The sequence below is a fragment of the Bacillus sp. FSL H8-0516 genome (assembly GCF_038635285.1).
Lineage (GTDB): Bacteria > Bacillota > Bacilli > Bacillales > Bacillaceae > Bacillus > Bacillus safensis.
In genome coordinates this window covers 469,423-490,805 of sequence record NZ_CP152051.1, presented here as the reverse complement: position 1 = coordinate 490,805, position 21,383 = coordinate 469,423, and the positions used below count along the sequence as shown (strand labels likewise).

Annotated in this window: 16 protein-coding genes and 1 riboswitch; of the genes, 5 read left to right on the top strand and 11 right to left on the bottom strand. The window is 40.6% G+C overall.

Annotated features, from left to right (window positions below; translation table 11 throughout):
• Positions 1-34: 34 nt before the first annotated feature.
• The 7 genes from MHB67_RS02335 to MHB67_RS02305 form a co-directional block, all read right to left on the bottom strand.
• Complete coding sequence (locus tag MHB67_RS02335) at positions 35-1,861, bottom strand: APC family permease (RefSeq protein ID WP_103132427.1); 1,827 nt, start codon at positions 1,859-1,861, stop codon at positions 35-37.
• 112 nt (positions 1,862-1,973) lie between these two features.
• A riboswitch (cyclic di-AMP (ydaO/yuaA leader) is annotated at positions 1,974-2,118 on the bottom strand.
• A gap of 69 nt (positions 2,119-2,187) precedes the next feature.
• The gene (locus MHB67_RS02330) at positions 2,188-4,275 is read right to left on the bottom strand and encodes a cellulose biosynthesis cyclic di-GMP-binding regulatory protein BcsB (protein WP_103132428.1); all 2,088 of its coding nucleotides are present in this window, start codon (positions 4,273-4,275) and stop codon (positions 2,188-2,190) included.
• A 4-nt stretch (positions 4,276-4,279) separates the two neighbouring features.
• Entirely contained in the window at positions 4,280-5,548 is a 1,269-nt protein-coding gene (locus MHB67_RS02325) for a glycosyltransferase (protein ID WP_024427352.1), read from the bottom strand.
• Entirely contained in the window at positions 5,541-7,253 is a 1,713-nt protein-coding gene (locus MHB67_RS02320; RefSeq protein ID WP_103132429.1) for a DUF2334 domain-containing protein, read from the bottom strand. The genes MHB67_RS02325 and MHB67_RS02320 overlap by 8 nt, the downstream gene beginning before the upstream one ends.
• Positions 7,243-8,094 carry a GGDEF domain-containing protein gene (locus tag MHB67_RS02315; protein ID WP_103132430.1) on the bottom strand — a complete coding sequence of 284 codons (852 nt, stop codon included), beginning with the start codon at positions 8,092-8,094 and terminating at the stop codon, positions 7,243-7,245. The genes MHB67_RS02320 and MHB67_RS02315 overlap by 11 nt, the downstream gene beginning before the upstream one ends.
• Positions 8,075-9,157, bottom strand: coding sequence for a glycosyl hydrolase family 8 (locus MHB67_RS02310; RefSeq protein ID WP_103132431.1), 1,083 nt, complete (start codon positions 9,155-9,157; stop codon positions 8,075-8,077). Before MHB67_RS02310 ends, MHB67_RS02315 begins: the two co-directional genes overlap by 20 nt.
• 197 nt (positions 9,158-9,354) lie before the next feature.
• Positions 9,355-11,541 carry a DNA topoisomerase III gene (locus tag MHB67_RS02305; protein ID WP_103132432.1) on the bottom strand — a complete coding sequence of 729 codons (2,187 nt, stop codon included), beginning with the start codon at positions 11,539-11,541 and terminating at the stop codon, positions 9,355-9,357.
• A 151-nt stretch (positions 11,542-11,692) separates the two neighbouring features.
• Here MHB67_RS02305 and MHB67_RS02300 point away from each other — a divergent pair, with 151 nt between their 5' ends.
• Both MHB67_RS02300 and MHB67_RS02295 read left to right on the top strand, forming a co-directional pair.
• Positions 11,693-12,874 carry a hypothetical protein gene (locus MHB67_RS02300; RefSeq protein WP_103132433.1) on the top strand — a complete coding sequence of 394 codons (1,182 nt, stop codon included), beginning with the start codon at positions 11,693-11,695 and terminating at the stop codon, positions 12,872-12,874.
• Positions 12,875-12,982: 108 nt separating this feature from the next.
• Positions 12,983-13,279, top strand: coding sequence for a DUF3817 domain-containing protein (locus tag MHB67_RS02295; protein ID WP_008347156.1), 297 nt, complete (start codon positions 12,983-12,985; stop codon positions 13,277-13,279).
• Between the two features lie 176 nt (positions 13,280-13,455).
• Here MHB67_RS02295 and MHB67_RS02290 read toward each other — a convergent pair whose 3' ends face one another.
• On the bottom strand, positions 13,456-15,708 hold the full coding sequence (locus MHB67_RS02290) for a hypothetical protein (RefSeq protein WP_342492761.1): 2,253 nt from the start codon (positions 15,706-15,708) through the stop codon (positions 13,456-13,458).
• Positions 15,709-15,866: 158 nt separating this feature from the next.
• On the opposite strand from MHB67_RS02290, the gene MHB67_RS02285 reads away from it, so the two are divergent.
• Both MHB67_RS02285 and MHB67_RS02280 read left to right on the top strand, forming a co-directional pair.
• Positions 15,867-16,085, top strand: a complete 219-nt coding sequence (locus MHB67_RS02285) for a hypothetical protein (RefSeq protein ID WP_034283837.1) — start codon at positions 15,867-15,869, stop codon at positions 16,083-16,085.
• Positions 16,086-16,098: 13 nt separating this feature from the next.
• Positions 16,099-16,281 (top strand): hypothetical protein, encoded by a 183-nt coding sequence (locus tag MHB67_RS02280; protein WP_172881211.1) that lies wholly within the window; start codon positions 16,099-16,101, stop codon positions 16,279-16,281.
• A 612-nt stretch (positions 16,282-16,893) separates the two neighbouring features.
• Here the strand turns inward: MHB67_RS02280 and MHB67_RS02275 are convergent.
• Positions 16,894-17,316, bottom strand: coding sequence for a pyridoxamine 5'-phosphate oxidase family protein (locus tag MHB67_RS02275; RefSeq protein ID WP_073203869.1), 423 nt, complete (start codon positions 17,314-17,316; stop codon positions 16,894-16,896).
• Between the two features lie 294 nt (positions 17,317-17,610).
• A complete protein-coding gene (locus MHB67_RS02270) occupies positions 17,611-18,480 on the bottom strand; it encodes an SDR family oxidoreductase (RefSeq protein ID WP_024425561.1) in 870 nt (289 codons plus the stop codon).
• 129 nt (positions 18,481-18,609) lie between these two features.
• On the opposite strand from MHB67_RS02270, the gene MHB67_RS02265 reads away from it, so the two are divergent.
• Complete coding sequence (locus tag MHB67_RS02265) at positions 18,610-19,245, top strand: class I SAM-dependent methyltransferase (protein ID WP_341080540.1); 636 nt, start codon at positions 18,610-18,612, stop codon at positions 19,243-19,245.
• Positions 19,246-19,261: 16 nt separating this feature from the next.
• On the opposite strand, the gene MHB67_RS02260 is transcribed toward MHB67_RS02265, so the two are convergent.
• A complete protein-coding gene (locus MHB67_RS02260) occupies positions 19,262-21,349 on the bottom strand; it encodes a PRD domain-containing protein (protein ID WP_341080537.1) in 2,088 nt (695 codons plus the stop codon).
• Positions 21,350-21,383: the final 34 nt, after the last annotated feature.

Here is a 21,383-nt window from a genome sequence, read left to right as displayed (position 1 = left end):
CCGCACCCTTTTGATCAAACGTTTCAACTTGCTGCTACTTTTTAAAATGATATGGAAGGGTGGCGACCACAATATCCCGTTTCCATAATAGACGGAATCTTAATAAAAAGGCAGATTGGTTATGCAAGATCGTATGCCATCTTTTTTTCGGGATAAATTGAGGCACAAGCACCATCACTTTATATTGATGCGCATTTGCTTTAGCCTCAACCGTTTCAAGAAATTTATCAAGCGGATGAATAAGACTTCGATAAGACGAATGCAATATCACAAGCCGCACACCGCTGTTCAGTTTTTCCCAATCCGCTTCAATTTTCTTATCTTTTTCTTTATCAAAAGATACATGAACTGCTATGACTTGCTCTGATAAGGATTTTGCATATTGAACAGATTGCTCAACGACACGTGTTACTCCTGCTATTGGCACGATGACCACATTTCCTTTAATCTCAACAGGCTCTGTTTCATTCATTAAACGCAGTTGTTCTCCGACAGACAGATAATGCTTTTTTATGGAATGAAAGATCAATAGCACAATTGGCATGAAAACAAATACTGGCCATACAAGATGGAACTTGGTCAAAATAAGAATCATGAGAACCGTGAAAGAAATCAGTGCTCCGACTATATTGATAGGCATTTTCGTTTTCCAGCCCTGCGGTTTTTCACGAATCCACTTCACACACATGCCGGTCTGTGACAAGGTAAATGGAATAAATACACCGACAGCATATAGCGGAATGAGGTGTTCCGTTTTCCCATCAAACAACCAAATGAGCAGCATGGAAGCTACACCCAAAAAGATAATGCCATTAGAATAACCAAGTCGATCCCCTCTTACTGTAAACATGCGCGGCATATATTTATCCTTTGCTAAGTTGACCGCCAATAAAGGAAAGGCGGAAAAGCCGGTGTTTGCCGCTAATATCAAGATTAAAGCTGTGACAGCCTGAATGACATAATAGAAAAATGTACGTCCAAATGTATCTGATGCAATTTGTGATACAACCGTTTCTTCTGGCTTTGGTGAGATGCCAAAACCAAACGCAAGCAATGTTACGCCAACAAATAATACGGCTAGTAATCCACCCATCATCAATAATGTTCTCGCTGCATTTTGTGCAGCTGGTTTTTTAAAGGAAGGAATGGTATTTGAAATGGCTTCTACCCCAGTCAGTGCTGAACAGCCAGACGAAAATGCTTTTAATAAAAGAAATAATGTAATGCCAGGTACATGTGTGCCGATCGCTGTATGCTCAGGTGCTGGCGGGATGCCTCCTGTTAATAATTTAAAGCCTCCGACTCCAATTAGTATAAGGAGTGATAATACAAACAAGTATACGGGATAGGCCAATATAGATGCCGATTCTGTCAATCCACGAAGGTTAAGCACCATGATCAAAATGACCAATATAATTGAAATCAGCACATGATATGGGTATAGTGCCGGAAAAGCCGATGTGATGGCATCGGTACCCGCTGATATACTCACTGCTACAGTCAGAATATAATCTACAAGCAATGATCCGCCAGCGACCAGTCCTGGCTTTTCACCTAAGTTTCTGCTAGAGACGACATAAGCCCCTCCGCCTTCTGGATAAGCATAAATAATTTGGCGGTAAGATAAAATTAACGCCATTAAAAGAATTAATACACAACCTGCAATCGGGAGTGAGTACCAAAATGCTGCTGCACTAACAACGGAAAGAACAATCAAGATTTGTTCTGTACCATATGCAACGGATGACAATGCGTCTGATGACAATAATGCCAACGCTTTGATTTTTGATAGTTTTTGTTCTCCTGCTGCCTGTGATTTTAATGGTTTCCCAATTAAAATACGCTTCATCAAACTGTACATGTGATGCCCGCTCCTTTAGTGTCAAACGATTTAAGTTACAAAAGATGGATCGCCAAAAAGACACAGAGGCAATAGAATGCCCCTGCGTCTATTGTTTAGATCACAGGTTGGTCTTTGCTCTCTTTAACGCTTACGAGGTTAGCTGACGGATTCGGGCGCATGAGACTTTGCCCTACCTAAAAAGGATTCACCCCACGTGGTGTCCTGCACCACTAATGGTTCCCCCGCTCATTGAAATGATTCAGCGATTGGTCTTTTATAAAAGAGATCATACTCCCGTTTGACACCAAAGTAAAGACATTTTTTCAAGGTCTTTTGATCGTTTATCAATCAGTCTTTTTGCGGTTTTTTCGCACGAAATAAATAATCAGCCCGACCACAAAAATAATTAGCGCAGCGATACATGCAAAGTAAATCCAAGAATCATCGATGCCTTGCTTTTCATCTTTTTGGAGATCATTTGTTGTGCTGCTGACCGTTTGATGATTAGAGAACATGTCTTTGTTTTTGCTCTCGATTGCGACTGTTGCCGTTTCCGTATTTGTTTGCAGGAAACGAAGCACTTCATGTGAAAGATCAGCGTCAGCTGCATTCATTCCTGAAAAGACGGTCATTGTCTGTTCTTTATTCCATATAGATGGCTGCGTCCATACAATACGAGCAGTCGTTTCGTTGATCATGCCAAAGGAGGATACATCATACTGATCCTTTTTCACTGGAACGATGAGATCGTCTGCCTTTTCTTTTAAAAGAGAGAACGTTTGAATGCCCCCGATGAAAATGAGAGAGTGATCTTTCAATTGATCATTTGTCACATTTGAAGCTTTGATTAAATGATATTGGGCAGCTTCCGGCTGACTAAATGATTCTGTCAGCATCGCCATTTGATTGATCGTTTCTTGCTTGATTTGATCTGGAATGACGATCAATGTTTTTCCTTGCTGCGTTTTTGATGTGAAAGGAAGCGGCCATGCGGCTAAATCCGGTGTATCACTAGTCGTACCTTCTGGTATTTGAAGAGAGCTGTTCTTATCAATGTAAATCCAGCCTTCTTCATCCGTATGTCTGCAGGATTCCATGTTTTTAAAGCCTGTAGTAACAAATTGCAAATCAATATATTCGTTCTTTTGGAGTACTTGTGAATCTACTGGAATTGACACATGATAGAATCCATTCTCATCTTTGTTTCCTAGTTTTGTTAACGGTACATCGTGTGGTTCGTTATTGATCATGACTGTTAAGCGTTCCGCTTTGTTCGCTATATCAGATTTTTTAAATGATAGATTTAGCTTTGCACCTGATTTTTGATTAGCGATCAATGCCTTCGGATAATAGTAATGATCCGATGCCGTCTTTTTGGTTCCAACCGTTACATCATCACCACCAAAATCTTTTAAACGAATTTGATGAGATGGTTTTGATGATTTAGCAGTAACCTTTTGAAGCAGCAAATCTGTCCCAGTGAGCTGATCGGTCAGTTCTGGTTGAGTCAGGACATTGATTTTTTCAGCAATTGTCTTCGGCTGTTCAGCAGTGACAAATAAAATGGGCTGTTCTTTTTTCTTCCCAGTCAGTGTTCTCACTGCTAACGTGAGCTGGTTGCTTGCGGTTTTCATTTTCGCAGCTTGCTCGATCGATTTCACTCGTCCATCCCAGTTTCCTTTTGCTCCAACAGCAATGGTTGGATGCGCAATTTGCTTGAGGTCCTTTTCTTGGACGAGTTTGAGGTTTGCTTGGCGGTCTTTGTTTTTCAACGTACGGTATATTTTCATAGCCGCTTCTAATTCAGCTGCTTCCGGTGAATTTGGAATCACAATATCTGTTTGTTCTTTCTGATCACCTGTTTGAATGAAGGGTGAAGGGAAGCTGTCTAACGTCACGTCTTTCGTTTGAGTTCCTTTGAAAGCCAGCTCACTTTCAGGATATACTTTCAGCCAGTTGGCAGGTGTCTCTTGGTTGATACACACACCTTCTTTTAACACGCCATAAAATGCGAGCTGAATTTGATGAGAACCTTTTTTCAATTGCGATTTGTTCAGTTTGATTTGAATCGACTTCTTTTGTTTTTTCCCTGTTAGAGGAATGGTCTTTTCAATCTCTCCATCGATCATGACTGTGAACGAAGATGGCGAAATGAGTAATGGTGAAGCCTCTATATTCAATGTAAGGGTGCTAGACTCTACTTTTTCTTTTTCTATTTGATAAGAAAATTCAGTGCGGTCTTCTTGTCCATACAAGGTCACTACATCTTCTGATAAGTGCTGCGTTTCTGTCTGGCTTCCTTTAGATGAGCGAATCCAGTCATCTTTCACTTGTACTCGATTTGATTGCGCCATTGCTAGACCTGCCATGAAAAAAGGCTGAATGGCAAGGGATATCACCAATATAAAAATCATCCATTTTACCGATTTCAATTTGTCACCCGCTTTTCTTTTGTTGTTGATCGTAACGCTCAGTTTTGTACCATTTTACTTCTTGTTTGAATAATCGGCTCTTTGCCTCTACACATAAGGAGTACACGACTAGCGCAATCCATACTTGAGAATATGTGAAGTACATGAGCGCCACAATGAGTATATTTTGTTTGGTGAGCTCTGTTTTCTCAATACTTAGTGTAATCATCACTTCTGTTAGAAAGAGGAAGAAGGCCAATCCCCACAGGATCAGTGCAACAGCTCCTACAGATAAGTGAAGGTCAACAAATAGGTTCACGATAAATATCCCATTTGAGAGCAGGACACCGAAGAAAAATAAGAAATACGTAAAGAAGAAATAAAACAAATCAAAAATCATTCGTTTTCGTTTCAGCTTCATAAACTGTTTTAAAAATTTGAGTACAACATATTGATTGCCTCGTGCCCAGCGCGTTCTTTGCCGCCACCAGACCTTCCACGTCTCAGGCTCTTGTTCCCATGTAATCGCAGCCGGGAAAAATCGAATGACATAGCCAAGGTTATAGACACGAATCGTTAATTCGGTGTCCTCAGCCAACGCATGAACATCCCAGCCGCCAAGTTCTTCTAAAATGTGCCGGCGGATGGCGAAGTTGGTGCCTGGTATTGTCGCAATACCAAACCACTTCCATCTTCCGCCCTGCGCCATCCATTGGAAGCAGATGGTCTCAATATTAATAAATTTGGTCAGGAGATTTTTGGCTGCATTGATAACCCTAAATTTCCCGACAACAGCGCCTGCCTTCGGATCATTCAATAAACCAAGAACCAAATGATAGACGGCCTTTTGTTCAGGCATGTTATCTGCATCGTATACGCAGATGACTTCTCCTGTTGAAGCCTTTAAGCCTTCATTCAGTGCAGTGGATTTTCCCTTTCCTGCAAATGGCGGCTTCGTTTCAATCATATGGACATGATCATATTGCTCACTGAATGACTGCACGATGTCCCCTGTGCCATCAGAGGAATTGTCATTAATCACAATGATTTCAAGAAGATGTTTAGGATAGGATAGCTGGACCATTGCTTTTAGCGTTTGCCGGATGACAACTTCTTCATTATGAGCAGGAATTAGAATGCTGACAGTTGGCAGCTCTTTCCCTTGTTTCGTCCATTCAGGCAGCACTTTTTCGTAGGTCAGGTAGTGCTGAAAGCCGCCCTGCATGAGAAACATGTGGTATAGGAGCATGATCCAAATCAATATTAATGAAAGATAAAATAAGACATCAGCCACCTAATTTTCTCTCCTTAAAAATTCGTTTTTTCATTGTCAGCCTTAAATACAATGTGTAAAAAGCAAATGCCGCAATAAACAGCATCACCACGACGGTGAGAATTCGCAGCATATTTTCCATGCCGCTTCGTTTAACTGTTTTGGTTTCTGCTCTATTGGATTGTTCTACTTGAATATGTCCATTTCCTGATGTTTTGATTTGTACATGTGGTGTTTGGACTGTTTGTTTTGTTTTCTTTAAATCCAGCCATTCACTAGAAGGAATTGCATCCATCAGCGTCATCAGATTCTGCAATCCAGTTATTCCGGATTCCACATCATAGGACAGCCCGATTGCGGGTGATTGAAGATGCTGGATGGATTGAATCTTTTGCTCTGTTAAAATATTTGAACCTTCTTGGTCAGACGCTGGCTCTACTGATTGCTGAGGATATAAGGTCATGCCATGAAGCATAGCGGGCTTCGTCACGAGCGGCGGAGCACCGGCTGTTTTCCACGTATGGTCCGACAGCTGTACCTGTCCAAACAGACTGGACACATGCCTTGATATCACTTCATAGCCTTGTTGAGATATGGCATCATGCGGCACCTCGAATGCCAGTGGATAGAGACCTTGCTGCGCAAGAAGCTCAATGCCTTTTGTCAGTTTTTCTTCTGTGTAGATGATTTCTTGCTGCTTAATCGAATTCGTATAAGCATGGAAGTCTTTTTCATTCGAGAAATGACTTGCACTTTGCTTCTTCTCGGCTTTTTTTGGGTCATTTGACGTAATGGACTGATCATTCTTTGCATCCCAGAACTCAAAGTCCTGACCAGAATTCTCTGTTCGATACGTACGGCTAAATCCATGAAGAATAATGCTGGCTCCATCGCTTTGCAATTGTTTTAACACTTTTACGAGCTTCGGGCGGTCACTCAGTGTCACTTCATCGCCTGTTGTTCGATCCACCCAAACAGGGGTTACCGCTATCAGAAACGGGATATGCCGAGTGGATGCATATTGTCCAAGCTCAAGCAGCTTCTTTTCGTCAGTGACAGGACTAATGTTCCCAAGCCTTAAGTACTTTGTGGTCAGCTGATTAGAAGAAGGCAGTTTTTTTTCTAGCACTTCTGCAAGAAGCTCGCTGTGCTGCACGACATTTAAGATTCCAATATAGGCCGCACCTTCCTTTGTTTGAATCACAAATGGAAGATCAGCTTCATGCTTCTTCAATAGAAATTCCCTTTGCAAGTCTGCCCCTTGAACCGTTAACGCAATGATCCTTTTCTCTAGCTGACGGTAAGTGGGATCATCTGTATATTTGATTTGACTCGTGTGTTCTTGTTTATGAAAAGTAAGCTTGGAAAATGGGCGCAGCTGGTCCGCATTGTATCCAATGGCTATGATCTTCTGTGCGTCGTTCATTACACGAATGGTCTGTTTTGGTAAGGTTCTCTTTATTTCCCCTAGATAGATGACTTGCTGAAATTCGCTGATCTTCTTTTCAGCCAAATGTTCATCAGATACAATCGTCGTCTGTTTGGAAAAATGTCCGGCGAGTAGATCCAGCATATGCACTGCTGGAGTCGCTTCTCCCGATTCTGTTGAATAAACGATCAGGGTATCTGGCTTGGCAAGAGCGTCGGCTGAAGCCATGTATTGAAACGAAAGAATGAAAAAAAGAGCCATCATCAAACAGCATTTCATCAAAGAATTAAAGTTCATTCATCATCATCTCTTTTTCTAGTTCTTCTAAAAATTGCTCTGGCGTACGATAATCCGAACTGCTTGTTAAATGACAGACATGAAAAGTCAGGGTGACTTCACGACCGTTTAACAGCACATGCTTTTGCAATTTATCTTTTAGCTTCTCAAGGACGACAGAGACATTCTCTTCTGGTGTGTGAGTAAGCAGCAATCCTATTCGTTCTTCGGATAATCGAAATTTCTTATCAGTTTCTCTGACACTTTCGCGAATCTTGATACTTAATTGCTGAAATAGGTGCTGCATTTCTTTTTCTCCATATAACGATTTAAATTCCGCTGCATAATGGATATGAAGAAGGATAAAAACGAATGGCTGTTTGTAGCGTTCTGCCCGTTTCATTTCCTCGGATAATTCCAGCTTCATCCGATCTGCATTGTCAAATCCAGTTGTCGAGTCAATCGCCACAAATTGTTTCATCGCCTGCTTTTGTTGTTCTATGGTGTGACGCATCGTCTTGATTCGCTCATGCAAGCTTCCTGCTGAAATCGCGAAAAAGAGAAGAGCTGCGCCCCAAACCACCACATCCTGCAATGTTTGATTGGAAAAGAAGGGATTTGTGTGACCAAGCTCTGTAAAGAACATAGCACTTCCTATAAAGAACAGCATCAGCAAGGTAAATATTAATGCTGGTAAGATGCCAAATAAAATCCCGCATCCTAACACGACAAAAGTCAGTGTGATCATCAAAAAGCTCTCTGCATCATGTACACCAAGGTAGCCCATAAACAAAATAAGACCTGCAAATGTGAGGAGCAGAGAATAATATAAACGATACGTACTACTGAATAACCGATTCATTAAAAAGCTCCCTTTCTGCAATGAGGGGCAATAAGTTGTCAAATGAGTGTGTGTCTTTTTCGTTCATGTACCCTCCATAATAATCCTCGAGAGGATCTTGAATTTGTAATTCTTTCATGCGGTCATACACCTCTTTTGCGAATTCCGGTTCGTTTCGTTTAAGAGCATACAAGATGACCAGCGCATATACAGAAGGAGATTCATACGTCACTGATGGCTGCAATGTGCTCAGTTTATATCTACCGTACAGCTTTCCCTCTTTTTTAAAAGTCGTTTTAAGCCATTTCATGATCGCGGACGTATTCACCTTTGCACGATCGGCATGTAGAGCCGTATAGATTTGATCAATCATATTGATTTCTCGATCAAATGAATAGGCTTTTTTCTTTATGTCATAGGATTTAGGAAAGAATCCTTTTTTTCTCGGTGCTTGTTTTAGAATGGTCAATTGGTTACTCGTCATTTGTTTCGTGAATATTTTGAGGGATTCCAATTCTTTGATTGCTTTTGGGTCTAAATATGAGAGTGTGATTGTGTGTGAAGTTCGATTTGTTGATGCATCATAATAATCGGACAAGATGCCTCTATACATATTTTTGTCTTTTAACGCTTGTGCGATTTCTTTTGCTGTGGTTTGATACGCTGCATTCTTCCATAAACGATCTGCCTTTTGAAGTGCCGCCACTACCCGTAAATCATCAACTAGAGCATTAGCCTTACTTTTTTGATCAGATTCGATTTGCCAGCTGAGAAGATGATGGTCTAGTAAAAATTCATCTTGCAGGACACCAAATTGTTGGTCAAAAGAATTTTGGTCTTTTTTTCGAACAAGATAATCCATCCAAAGCCCAAGCGATTCAGATAAGTAGATATGCTGCTCTGCAAATGAAGTGCGAATCATGCCTTGATCTGTCATGAGGTGATGAGTAATAAAATATTCTCCAGGCAATACAGGCTGTGGTGATACTGGATCAGCTGATTCCTTCTGCTGCTTCCAGGTACATCCGCCTAGTAGAATGACAATGAGTAAAACAATACCTATGCGATGTATGGGTGTATCCATTCGTGTCCCCTTTCAACTCCCGTTCTCTTAGCATTCCAACGATTTATTATAGATTGTTTCTGTTTAAATTTAAATAAATATTTTATACCAAATTACGAGTCTTTTCGCATAGACATTCCCATTTTCAGAAAAACAATATGTCGATATGCTTGATTACATTGGAAAACCCATGCGTTTCCGCATGGGTTTTTATAATACTATTGATCTAATTTTAATTTCTTTAATTGCTCAGCCAGTGCGTTATTGATTGGTTCTTCCACTTTCTTTTGTTTCTTCATATATTTAGACACATCATGCTTACTGGCTCTCTTTTGATTGGATTGTGATTTGCGTTTTTCGAAAACAGACAGTTTTTCTCTATGGCCGCACACACAAGCGAAGATTTTGCCATCGCCTTCTCCGCGCAGCTCGAGCTTTTTATGGCAGTTCGGGCAGCGTGCGTTTGTTTTCTTCGCCACATTTTTACGGTGGCCGCATTCTCGGTCCTGGCACACGAGCATTATGCTATGTTTTCCATTCACTTTCAGCATAAGTTTTCCGCAGTCCGGACAATGGGTGCCAGTGACATTGTCATGCTTAAAGGTTTGGTTCGTCTGTTTGATTTCAGATACGGCTTGTTTTGCATAGGACTTCATTTCACTCATGAATTGAGAAGCCTTCAGCTGTCCTTTTGCGATTTTAGAGAGCTTTTGTTCCCACTCCGCTGTTAATGCTGGAGACTTTAAGTCTTCAGGCACTAAGGAGAGCAGCTGCTTCCCTTTCGATGTGATGAAAATATCTTTGCCCTTTTTCTCGATTAAGAAGCTGTTGAACAGTTTTTCAATGATATCGGCTCTTGTGGCTACTGTCCCTAGTCCGCCTGTTTCACCAAGGGTTTTCACTAAGTCCTTTTCCTGATTCTGCATAAATGCCGCAGGGTTCTCCATAGCAGATAGCAGGGTGGCTTCATTAAAACGGGCAGGAGGTTTCGTTTCTCCTTTTGTTTCTTTCAGCTGGCGCACTTCAAGTGATTGCCCTTCGGAAAGTACCGGCAGATGCTGATCTGCTTCGGCTGATTCCTCGTCTTCATAGGATTCATCATACACGGCTTTCCAGCCGGCTGATTGCACAGTTTTTCCTTTTGCTGTGAACGTTTCACTGCCTATTTTGGCGATCACCGTTGTTTCCTCGTATTCAAAAGGATTCATGAGTACAGCAAGGAATCGTTTGGCAATAAGATCATACAATTTACGCTCTTTATCACTTAATGCACCAGGATACAGCTCTTCCTCGGTTGGAATGATCGCATGGTGATCTGACACTTTTGCATCGTTGACGAAGCCTTTGTGCGCTTTCACGCCTGATTGTAAAATGCGGTTCACATGCTGTGCGTACGGTCTGACGTTCATTCCTTTTAAACGATCTTTTAATGTAGGAACGATATCCGCTGAAATAAATCGTGAATCTGTACGCGGATATGTCACAAGCTTATGCTGCTCATACAACCGTTGAAGTGTAGACAAGGTTTCTTTCGCCGAGAAGCCGTAGCGTTTATGCGCATCACGCTGCAATTCAGTGAGGTCGTACAGCCCTGGAGCAAAAGCTTTTTTCGCTGTTTTTTTCAATGCATCGATCACTGCTGGTTTTCCTTTGCAGCCTGCCAAACGCTCTTTTATGACATTCTCTTGGAATGTGCGGTTTTGCTTTGTTTTGGCATCCTGCCACGTCAAGGTGAGTCCATCTACTTGTGCAGTCATTCCATAAAACGGCTTCGGCTGGAATTGCTGAATGTCTTCTTCTCGTTTGGCGATCATGGCAATCGTTGGTGTTTGTACCCGTCCGCAGGAAAGCTGTGCATTGAATTTGGTCGTCAGCGCCCTTGTTGCGTTGATCCCTACAATCCAGTCTGCCTCTGCACGTGCAACCGCTGAGCGATACAGATTATCATATTCTCTGCCGTCTTTTAGTCGTTTGAAGCCTTCTTGAATGGCTTTGTCCGTAACAGATGAGATCCATAGTCGTTTTAGGGGCTTTTTCACATGTGCTTTTTCAAGAATCCATCTTGCGACAAGCTCCCCTTCACGTCCAGCATCTGTTGCGATGACAATGTCTTTTACATCTTTTCTTGCAAGCTGTGCTTTTACTGCTTGAAATTGTTTACCTGTCTTTTTCATGACGACAAGCTTTAGCGGCTCTGGAATGATCGGCAAATCCTCTAAACGCCAGGATTGAAATTCTTTTCCGTAGCCTTCTGGATCAGCCAGTGTAACCAAATGGCCAAGGGCCCACGTTACAATGTATTGATCTCCTTCTAAAAAACCATTTCCTTTTTTATGACACTTCAGTACACGTGCTAAGTCACGTCCTACTGAAGGTTTCTCTGCTAATACAACTGTTTTTGACACTAGATTTCACATCTCTTTCTTCTATCCATCCTTTTATTATAGCAGACGTGGAGATGTGGTTCTAATGACTAAAAAATTCAATGATCTTCTAGAAAATAAATTCAGATAATGTTATATTTAATTAAATTATTTTACAAATTAGGAGTAATTTATGAAAATATTTAATGATTACATACACAACGTATCTTTTTTTGATCTCTGCTGGGCATCTCTTCTCTATTTTATTACTACTCTAATATTATTTTCTGAAAATGAATATTTATTACTTATCTCTATACTATTAATCCCTTTTACATGGATATTAAAAATAGTTAGTATAATTAATTCATTCAAGAATTTCAAAAATATAGACATTAGTGAACCAGGGTTTAAATCAGATCGTGTAGCTAGAGGGAAAACCTATATATATATTTCTGTATTAACTTTGATTTTAGGATTTATAACATTTAAATATCTTGGTTATAATTATTTTAGCAATTTTCATACGATTTCTTTCTTCTGCTTTATTATCTGTTTGTTTTTTAGTGGGCTTGCAATAATTAAAAATAGTTATATTTTCAGATTTTGTTGTATTATTAGTGTTACATTTTTAGGATTATTCACATTGCTTTTAGTTGTTGTATCTTTGTTCTCTTTGTTCTCTTTACTTTTAAGTTTTTTACCCTTAGAAGCTAGTAATAGTAATCAAAAATTTTTTACAGAACTTTATAATTTATTTTCGCCAAAAACTTTAATTATTCTTTCCTATGTAGTTGAAAACCACACATACGAGTTTATAACACTATCTATCTACTCAACTGTATTTTTATGCATAACTGTACTTATCCATCCAGCATATCAACTTGAGCAATTAAGTACAGCTTTTAAAATAAGCAATATCACTTTAACCTTAAGCTCTTTAGCAATCTTTTTCTTTGTAAGTATAAGTTTTACACCAATTTCTTTATTAAACGAACTTAAAAATTTGGAATACTACAAGGATACTGATATCGCAGTGATTCAGAATAATTTCTCTAACTTTAAAACATATTTAAGTAATTTTTCCAAAGCGAATATTATAAGTGTTGGTACAATTTTTTTTGCACCATATGTAGTGGGAATTTTAATTACATCTTTTTTACTTGATCTCAGGTTAAAGCAAACAAAAAAAGTTTCTGCAAATATCTTAGAAAAATCCATGGTATTAGATCTTTCTTATAAAAATGAGCACTTTATGACGAAAAAATACTTTTACTACAATGGCGATAAAAACCTATGGAAAATGCATAATGATTTAAACACTTTAAAAAGGAACAATCTGAATAAATCCAGCACAAAAAAAGACATTTTTTAAAAATAACATGAACATATTTTGAATTTTTCGTAGATTTCAGCATGTCCAGACGATCTTTCGTTTATATTAGAAGATGAGAAACTAGCTTTTATACAGGAGGATTTGTATATGCATACAAGTATTAGCCGTCTTCGACAGGCGGGTTTTATTGAGGGTATGTCTCTTTTAACCCTTCTTTTAATTGCCATGCCTCTAAAATATTTTGCGGATATTCCGATGGCAGTCACTATTGTAGGCTCTCTTCATGGCGCATTGTTTGTCATCTATATGCTCATTTTGGCATATGTGACTTTTAAAGTTCGCTGGCATTTGAAATGGTCCATCGCCGGCTTTTTTGCGGCTTTCATTCCTTTCGGTAACTTCGCCTACGATAAGGTGCTTCGCCAGTATGATACAAAAGCTTAATCAAAAAGGGCTAAAACGAAATTCGTTTTAGCCCTTTTTCTCCTTTTCAGCGTGATAGAAACCTTTGCAGACCTAGGAAGGACGAGTACTGAAGCGGAGCGAATTTGACATTCGCAAGCACCAGCACGCAGGACTGAAACCGAATGCGAGGGTTTATCTACACGCTAAAGTATTTTTTAAATTGATGCATATTTCACAATGGCTGCTTGACGTGTCATTTCGTGATATGCCACCCACAATTCATCACCTGGCAGTACGCTAGTGATTGGATCGATTGGCTGTTTCACTTCATACATCACGCCATCTCTCTCAATCTGAATGGTCGCTAACGGCTGGTTGCCGATGACACCAGAAAATGCGACATGGGTCACTTTTGCACTTCCTTGTTTCTCTTGCATAAGACTGATTTCTTTATCCAGCTCTTCTTGTTTTGTCTGCATCGTGATTTGAGTTCCTGGCGCAACCTCCATATGGTCAGGGATGAATTGACTGACCGTTTTAGTAATGGACTGATCTCCGCTAGAAACCATCACATCCAGCATAATAGGTTTCTGATTATGAATCGTGACTGGATACTGCTTCACCCGCTGGATCGTTCCTGTTAACGTCACATCTTTCCCCGATCGATTCCGCACTTCATGGCCATAGGCTGCCATTTTGAGCTGGCCGTTGATGTCGACAAGATCGGCTTTTTCTCCTGTTGTAAATTCAAAACCAGCGGCTTGAATCATTGGAATGATATACGTTTTCTGATCCAATTCAAATGTGAGTGATAAGACAGTGCCTCGTCCTACTGTTCCATATGATTCTATATTTCTTAAAACAGCGCCTTTGATGAACTTTGGCTGACTTGGCTGTGAGAAGTCACCTTCTTTTAAGAGCATTGCCTTTTTCTTCTTCGGATCATAGTGAATGACAATACGCTGGCCTGGCTGCGGTATCTGGGTGTAGGATACAACCGTTTTAACCGTCTTCTCGATATTTTGCCCATCATATTGAAATTGCAGCTGCATTTTGATAATCGGCTGTTCGTTGAGGTAGGTGCCTGTTTCTTTGACAGATACAATATTGGCTTCTAATGTGACACTGTCTTTGATTTTGTTGTTTCTTACCAATCTCAAAATCGGCGGCAGGAAGATGGCTAGTACAAATAACAGCAATGGAATAAACAGCCATATTGCCCAGTTGAGAATGAGCGGTCCGCCTTTCATGACATATTGCATAAAGGTGTCAAATGATGTTTGGTGAGCAGGGCTTGCGTTTTCGATTGAGATGACTTTTTGCAAAGGAAATTCCTTTAGCTGTTTGCTTTTCGTCTCAAATGCACCCGTTAATTGATTTTCGAATGAATAATAGATCCAATCACTATTCACATTTTTATGAAAAAATAGTCCTTCTCTGTTTAAAATTTCATATGAAAACGACTGAAAAAGCTTGCTGACAGACGTCGTCTTATTCGTGCGGTGGTTGTAAATATAACCAGTCAGCTTGCCTTTTGCTTCGTCCTTTGCTGTAGAGCCTACAAGAAGAACTTCTTCTTCATTAAGCTGGTAGATAAAGGTTTGATAAATCGGTTTTGGTGTTGGGACGACTTCACCAAGCCCTCCATCTGCATTCACTTTCCTTGGTCTTTTTGGATAGTTAGATTCGACAGCGACGGCAAAGTTTTGGGATGTTCCGATTGTTTTTGCTAGCTGCTTCTCCACTTTATCTTTAATGAGGCTAAACGGTTCAGCGTTTTTGGAGACATAGACCCCAAGCTGATGCTTATCGTTTGAGACTCCGCTGACATATGCTTTCTGGTCATTTTTTAAAGTCAATTCAAATATAGGTATAGGCGTCTGGCCTCTAAAGGAGTTCATGACGGCATCGATGGAAACGGGTCTTGCTGGCAGCTTCAGTTTGTTGAGATTGTGCACATGAAAAAACTGACCATTCTTTAGCTCACCTAGGACTGTAGCGGCACCTTCCATTTCTCCTGTAAATACGAGCCGTCCATTCCATTGGTATGTATTCGTTTTTAAAAATGAGGGAATCTGCAAGTTTTGTTTAATGAGCTCTTTCTTTTCTCCGCTAGGCGTTAGTTTCTCGATCAAAAGCTGCCCCTCTTTATTTTTTAAAGCAAGTAAGAGATTTTTACCTTGAATGGATGGCACCATTTCATTAAACGTATCGCTTTCCGTGGACCATTCACTGATTATTTTTCCTGATTGAGGATCATACATTACAAAATGGAGTTGCTGGTCTTTTGATACAGCACTCACCACTCGTTTCCCTTCATCAAATGTAAATATTCGTCTGACGTCATATTGCGTCGCTTTCCCTGCTGACAAATCATCTTGGTAGTGGTTCCACACCAAGAAACTAAGAATGATTGCTGGAATAAAGAAGACAATATACCTGAGGAAAATCACTGGTATTCTTTTCACTTGATCGCTTCCTTTCATGAGGTTCCTTTCACTTATACGTCAGTACAGCGAAAATGTTTCATGCTAGAAGAATACCATCAAAGCCCCTAAAATCCATATTTTACAAACTTTGTTGTTTACGATAAAATCCAATCAGATTCAAAAAAGGAGTTATCTCATTGGATAAGCTATCATCAATCATTCTAGCAGCTTGGCTGCGTGTCCCTCGCTGGTTCAAGCAATGGGTACTCGTATCCATTTCCATTTTCTTTTTTTATATGTGTTTTGTAAAGGGGCTGACTAGCTGGCACACCTTGCCGCCTGTCACTTTGCTCTCATGTGTGATTGGTTCCTTTATCATTTGGCTGATGTGGCTTAAGGGACAAAAAAATAAGTGAAAAGAGGACAATGATGAAAAAATCGATTCTATATTTTGTGATCTCTTTTGTTCTGCAATTCGTTTGGTTTGGTCTTGTGCACCCAAATAGAGGCGTGACCCTGCTGGATATGTTCATGTTTTCTATTTTGTTTGCGGTTATGTTCTTTTTTATTGAGCGAATTTGGCAGTATCAGAAGAAAGGACAAAGTAAATGAAACTCATCTTATTCACTCTGATGACCTGTGCATTTATCGGCCTGCTGTTAGTGTCCAACCCTTTTGGAGCGGACGCTATGCGAATGGTTGCGACCTTTGTTTTTCCTTTTCTTGTGCTCATTGGTTTCGGGGTTCTATTGTTTGACCTAATGAAAAAGGCTGCCAAATAGATGACAGCCTGTTCCTTACTCTTTTCATGCAAATAAATAATCAATGTTTAATCTCCGTTACGGAGTGTATGAATTAAGATTCGATCATATCAGTGTGTCATATGTGTTCCGAGTGAACCTACGTTTGAAAGTAAACGCCATGGAAGTTCTGGATAACAAGACAACGAAAGCCCTACCTCTCATTCGTCCTTACGGCTCCGAAGCCGTGCCAGTGTGAATTGTAAATCAAAACGTCTTTTTTCCATTCTTCCGCTTTTATAGGGGGCGGGTGCAGAAGGAAAAGAATAAGTTTGTTCGCTTTGACAGCGTCTCGTTCTTATCAAGTAGAAGCTCTATTGCTTCTCATTATGTCATAGAAAAAAGAAAGTTTACTTTCTTTATTTATTTGCTTATTTCAACACTAATATAAAACTATAACACATTCCCCCTGCTTACGCAAGTGTTAAAGTGATAATTCTGCTGGTGTACGGCTTCCTTCATTCATATAACGAATGGAGGTTGGCTCAATCTTCAGAATCACTAAATTCGGATCCTCTTTTCCTTTAAACCATTTCTCCATCTCATCAGACCAAAGACGGTCGATCAGTTCCCGATCATCGGTTAATGTTGCGGTACCTGCAATTTCTGCATAAGTATCACCGAATCCTTCGCCTGAATATCCAATAAGAATATGAACATTCGGATTTTTTTCAATTTCATCTGCTTTATGTGTTTCTTTACTCGTTGGTGTATATAACGTCAGACCTTCATGGAAAAACGTCATGTAGCGAGTATGCGGCTTATCCTGTTCAACAGTCGCTAGTGTCCCGACCTTTTGTTCATCTAATAGGTTTAATACCTTCTGTTTTAATTCTTCTTGAGACATATCGTTTCACTCCTTCAAAATTTCATCCGTATACGTAGGTTTCCACGACAGCCCATTCATTAAACAAAGAAATGTGTTTTTCATAAAAAGAGACCTTCTGGCTGATGCTATAGAAAACAGGTTCAATGAAGGGAGAAATTGAACATGCATCATGAAACGATGTTCCATTTGAGTTCACTTGTCATTGCGGCAGTTGTTGTAGGCATTATCGTATGGTCTGTCATATCTGTGCAGAAAAATCGCAAGAAATACTAAAAACACCGCCCAATCAAAGCTGGGCGGTGCCGCGGTAGATCATGTATTCATAAAGGAACCGCCGTTGACATGAAGTGTTTGTCCTGTCATATAAGACGATTCATCAGAAGCCAGCAGGACAAAGCAGCCGACATGCTCAACAGGCTGTCCTGGTCTTCCCATTGGGGTTTCTGCCCCGAAGCTTTCCACACTGTCTTCATCAAATGTAGATGGAATGAGCGGCGTCCAAATTGGACCTGGCGCTACACCGTTCACCCGAATCCCATCTTTCACAAGCGATTGTGCCATAGAACGCGTAAAGCCGTTAATGGCTCCTTTTGTCGCCGTATAATCAATCAGCACTGGGTTTCCTCGATATGGGTTAATTGATGTTGTATTAATGATGGAGCTTCCCGGTTTTAAATAATCCAGTGCCTTTTTCGTAAAATAGAAATAGGAATAGAAGTTGGTTCTAAAGGTTTGGTGAAGCTGTTCACTCGAAATATCTTGAATACGTTCTTGCGGATGCTGTTCAGCCGCATTATTTACTAAAATGTCTAATTGACCAAAGGCTTCAACTGTTTTTTCTACTGCTTTCTCACAAAAGGCTTCGTCACCGACATCTCCTGCAATCGTTAAGCATTTAACGCCTTCCTGTTCTACACGTTTTTGCGTATCCTCTGCATCCTCATGTTCATTTAAGTACACAATGGCAACATGTGCACCTTCCTTTGCATAGGCAACAGATACTGCCCGTCCAATTCCACTATCTCCACCTGTAATCAGTGCCACTTTTCCTTTTAGCTTGCCAGAACCTTGATATGATTCATCCTCAAAGATCGGCGCTGGATTCATTTCTCTTTCACTGCCTGGCTGCTGATCCTGCGTTTGGCGCGGAATGCCATTTGTTAAATATTCACGTAAATCCATGTGTAAGCTCCTCCTTGATTTGTTGATGTATCCTTTCATTACCACCTCATTTTTCCACTCAAACATCATGAAGCTGTACAGATGTGTTCCCGAAAATCAGCATGTTTGAAGAGGGGAAAAATCGGTTACATGATCATCAAAAAGGAGCGTTCTCACATGCTGTCTATTTCGAAAACCTTTAGCAGACCAAAAGGCTGGCTCGGAAGCATTGCTGGACTCATTATGGCAAATGAAAATAAAGCATTGAATCAGTGGGCCATCCGCCACTTAGATTTGACAGATGGTGAAAACATTTTAGAAATTGGCTATGGACCTGGCTACAGCATTAAACATATGCTCAAGCATTATGAAGATCTTCACATTGATGGGCTTGATGCTTCTTCCACCATGCAGGAGCAAGCACAGTCACGCGTCAGCAAACGGGCAAAAGACAAACAAGTTCGGCTGTATGTCGGAAAAATCGAGAAAACACGTCTTCCCGGAGAGCAGTATGACAAAGTGCTGTCTGTTAACAATTTTACGATTTGGGATGATCCAAAAACGGGATTACTCAATCTTTATCACACCTTGAAACCAGGCGGAACACTCGTTATTGTGATGCAGCCAAGAGAAAAAGGAGCTGACGCCAAGCGGACAAAAGAGATGGGTGAAAACATATTAAACGACTTGCAGTTTGCCGGGTTTGACCAATTTTCTATTGAGTATGAACAAATTCGTCCTACCCTTGCTGTCTGTGTCACAGCAAAAAAGCCGAGAAGCGAATAAGCTCTCGGCCTTTTTCTTACCACTTTGCCTCTTTGACAAATTGATAGAAAAGCTGATGTAATTTCTGTTCAATGTCTTCCTTTGTCCCCTGTCCATAAAGCGCCATGCTTTCTTCACTTTCAATGATGGATGAACTGATTAGACTAAACATTTCTGATCCTTCCTTGCCAAGCTCTTGCGGCGCAAGCATCATGAGCATTCGTGACATCTGCTGCTGCCCGCCATCCATGCTTTTAACCTCGTATGCCTGATCAAGATCATAAATATGGAAGATTGGTTCCTTGATGAATGTATGCTTTAAATGATAAAGAGCAAACTCAGTGCCAGGTATGCCTAAGCCGCCTTGCTGTTCACGTTCCAGAAGGCCGCCCGCCACATCATCCGCATGTATGATAAACCCTTCCTCTTCAAGCTGACGAAGCAGCTGCCTGATGGTTTCATCATGCTGCGGCATCGTCTTTCTTTTTTCGATGGTAAAATGGGACAGGATGCTGCGAATCACAAACATATAATTCGTCACCTGCTCTGCAACCGCCATCATATCAATGGTTTCTTGCACCAATTCTTTGGGAGATTCTTTTGTTCTTTTTTTCTCGATGATATAAGGAATCTTCCGTTTAATATGAGCCTTCACACGCATGGCATCATCCTCGTTTAAAAGGGGGCTGACCATGATGTAATCGATATGCTCATAGGGAATCGGAACGGTCGAGACAATCATGTCATAGCTCGATGCATCGATTTCCTTTAGCTCCATCAAGGAGGATAGATCGAATTTGGCGATCTCCGGCAATTCTTTTTTCAACCGAGAGGCGAGCATTTTCGAGGAACCGATGCCGCTTGAGCACACAACCAGCGCATGAATTTTTGTTTCTTCTTTTTTGATTTCAAGCACTGAGCCAAAGTGAAGCACAATAAAGGCGATTTCATCCTCTGGAAATTCAATCTCAGGAAAGAAACGCTCGACTCCCTCTTCTATCGCCATAAACAGCAAAAAGTAGTCTTTTTTTATTTGTTGTGTGAGCGGATTATAGATTCTCATCTTTTCCTTTAGACGGTTCATGGCAGGCTCAAGATGAGACACGAGCCCCTCATACAATGAATCATTTTCATTGAGATGATAGCCGGTTTTATTTGAAATAAAATCAATGAGCTTTTTCGTTCTCAGCGCTATATCCAGCTCAATTTCATCAATACGGTATTCTGCCCCAAAGCTGCGATTTGCACTGCGAAGATGGATGGTCATATATCCGACCTCCGCTTCAGGAATCTCCACATTAAACATGCGTTCAAGCGCCCTTGCCATTCGAAGTGATGATTCAAATTCCTTCGTCCGCTTTAATTCCAGCAGCTCTTCCTCTTCCATTCGAATGGTTTCCCCAAGCTGAATACGTTCGATAGCATAGGTTAAGTGAACAACAAGTGCAATATAGGCACTATCAGATAATGAGAGTGACAGTCGATCTTTCAAATGAAAGAGCAGCCTTTCTACCTTTAGCAGCTGTCCTCTGCTGACAACGCCAAACACCTTTTCCGTTGCTTTCGTTCGATGTTTGATATTCATTTCAATCGTTTCTAAAAATAATTGAATATCGAGCCGGTCAACAATGAGATTGCCGACAATTTTTCGTTTTGCTTCCTCCGGCCCTTTTAATTCAATGCCGTACCCGCGCTTGCGGATAAGCTGCAAACCGTATGGAGCAATCCACTCCGTTAGTTCATCTAAATCATAGCTGATCGTCGCATTTGTGACCTGCAAGTCAGCTGCGAGTGTGTATAATTTCACCGGTTCCTTCGCTTCAAGCAGCGCACATAGAATTAAGAGCTTTCGTTCATCTGAGCTATATTCGATTTGATCCTCATTTGACATATGAGCAAGAAGCCGCTGTTTATCCTCCTGTTCGCCGACTGCCTTCAAGCCTTTCCCCGGCTGTTTATCTAACGAAAGATGATAATCTTTCAATATTGGTTTAATGGATTTTAGTTCTCTATGGATCGTTCTAGTACTTACCTGAACAGAATCGGCTATCTCACGAATGGTGACATAACGATTTTGCTGAATGATGTATTTAATGACTTTCTGTTCTCGTGCCGTTATGTACATGAAATGCCTCCTTCTGCATAAATAGGTCTATTGT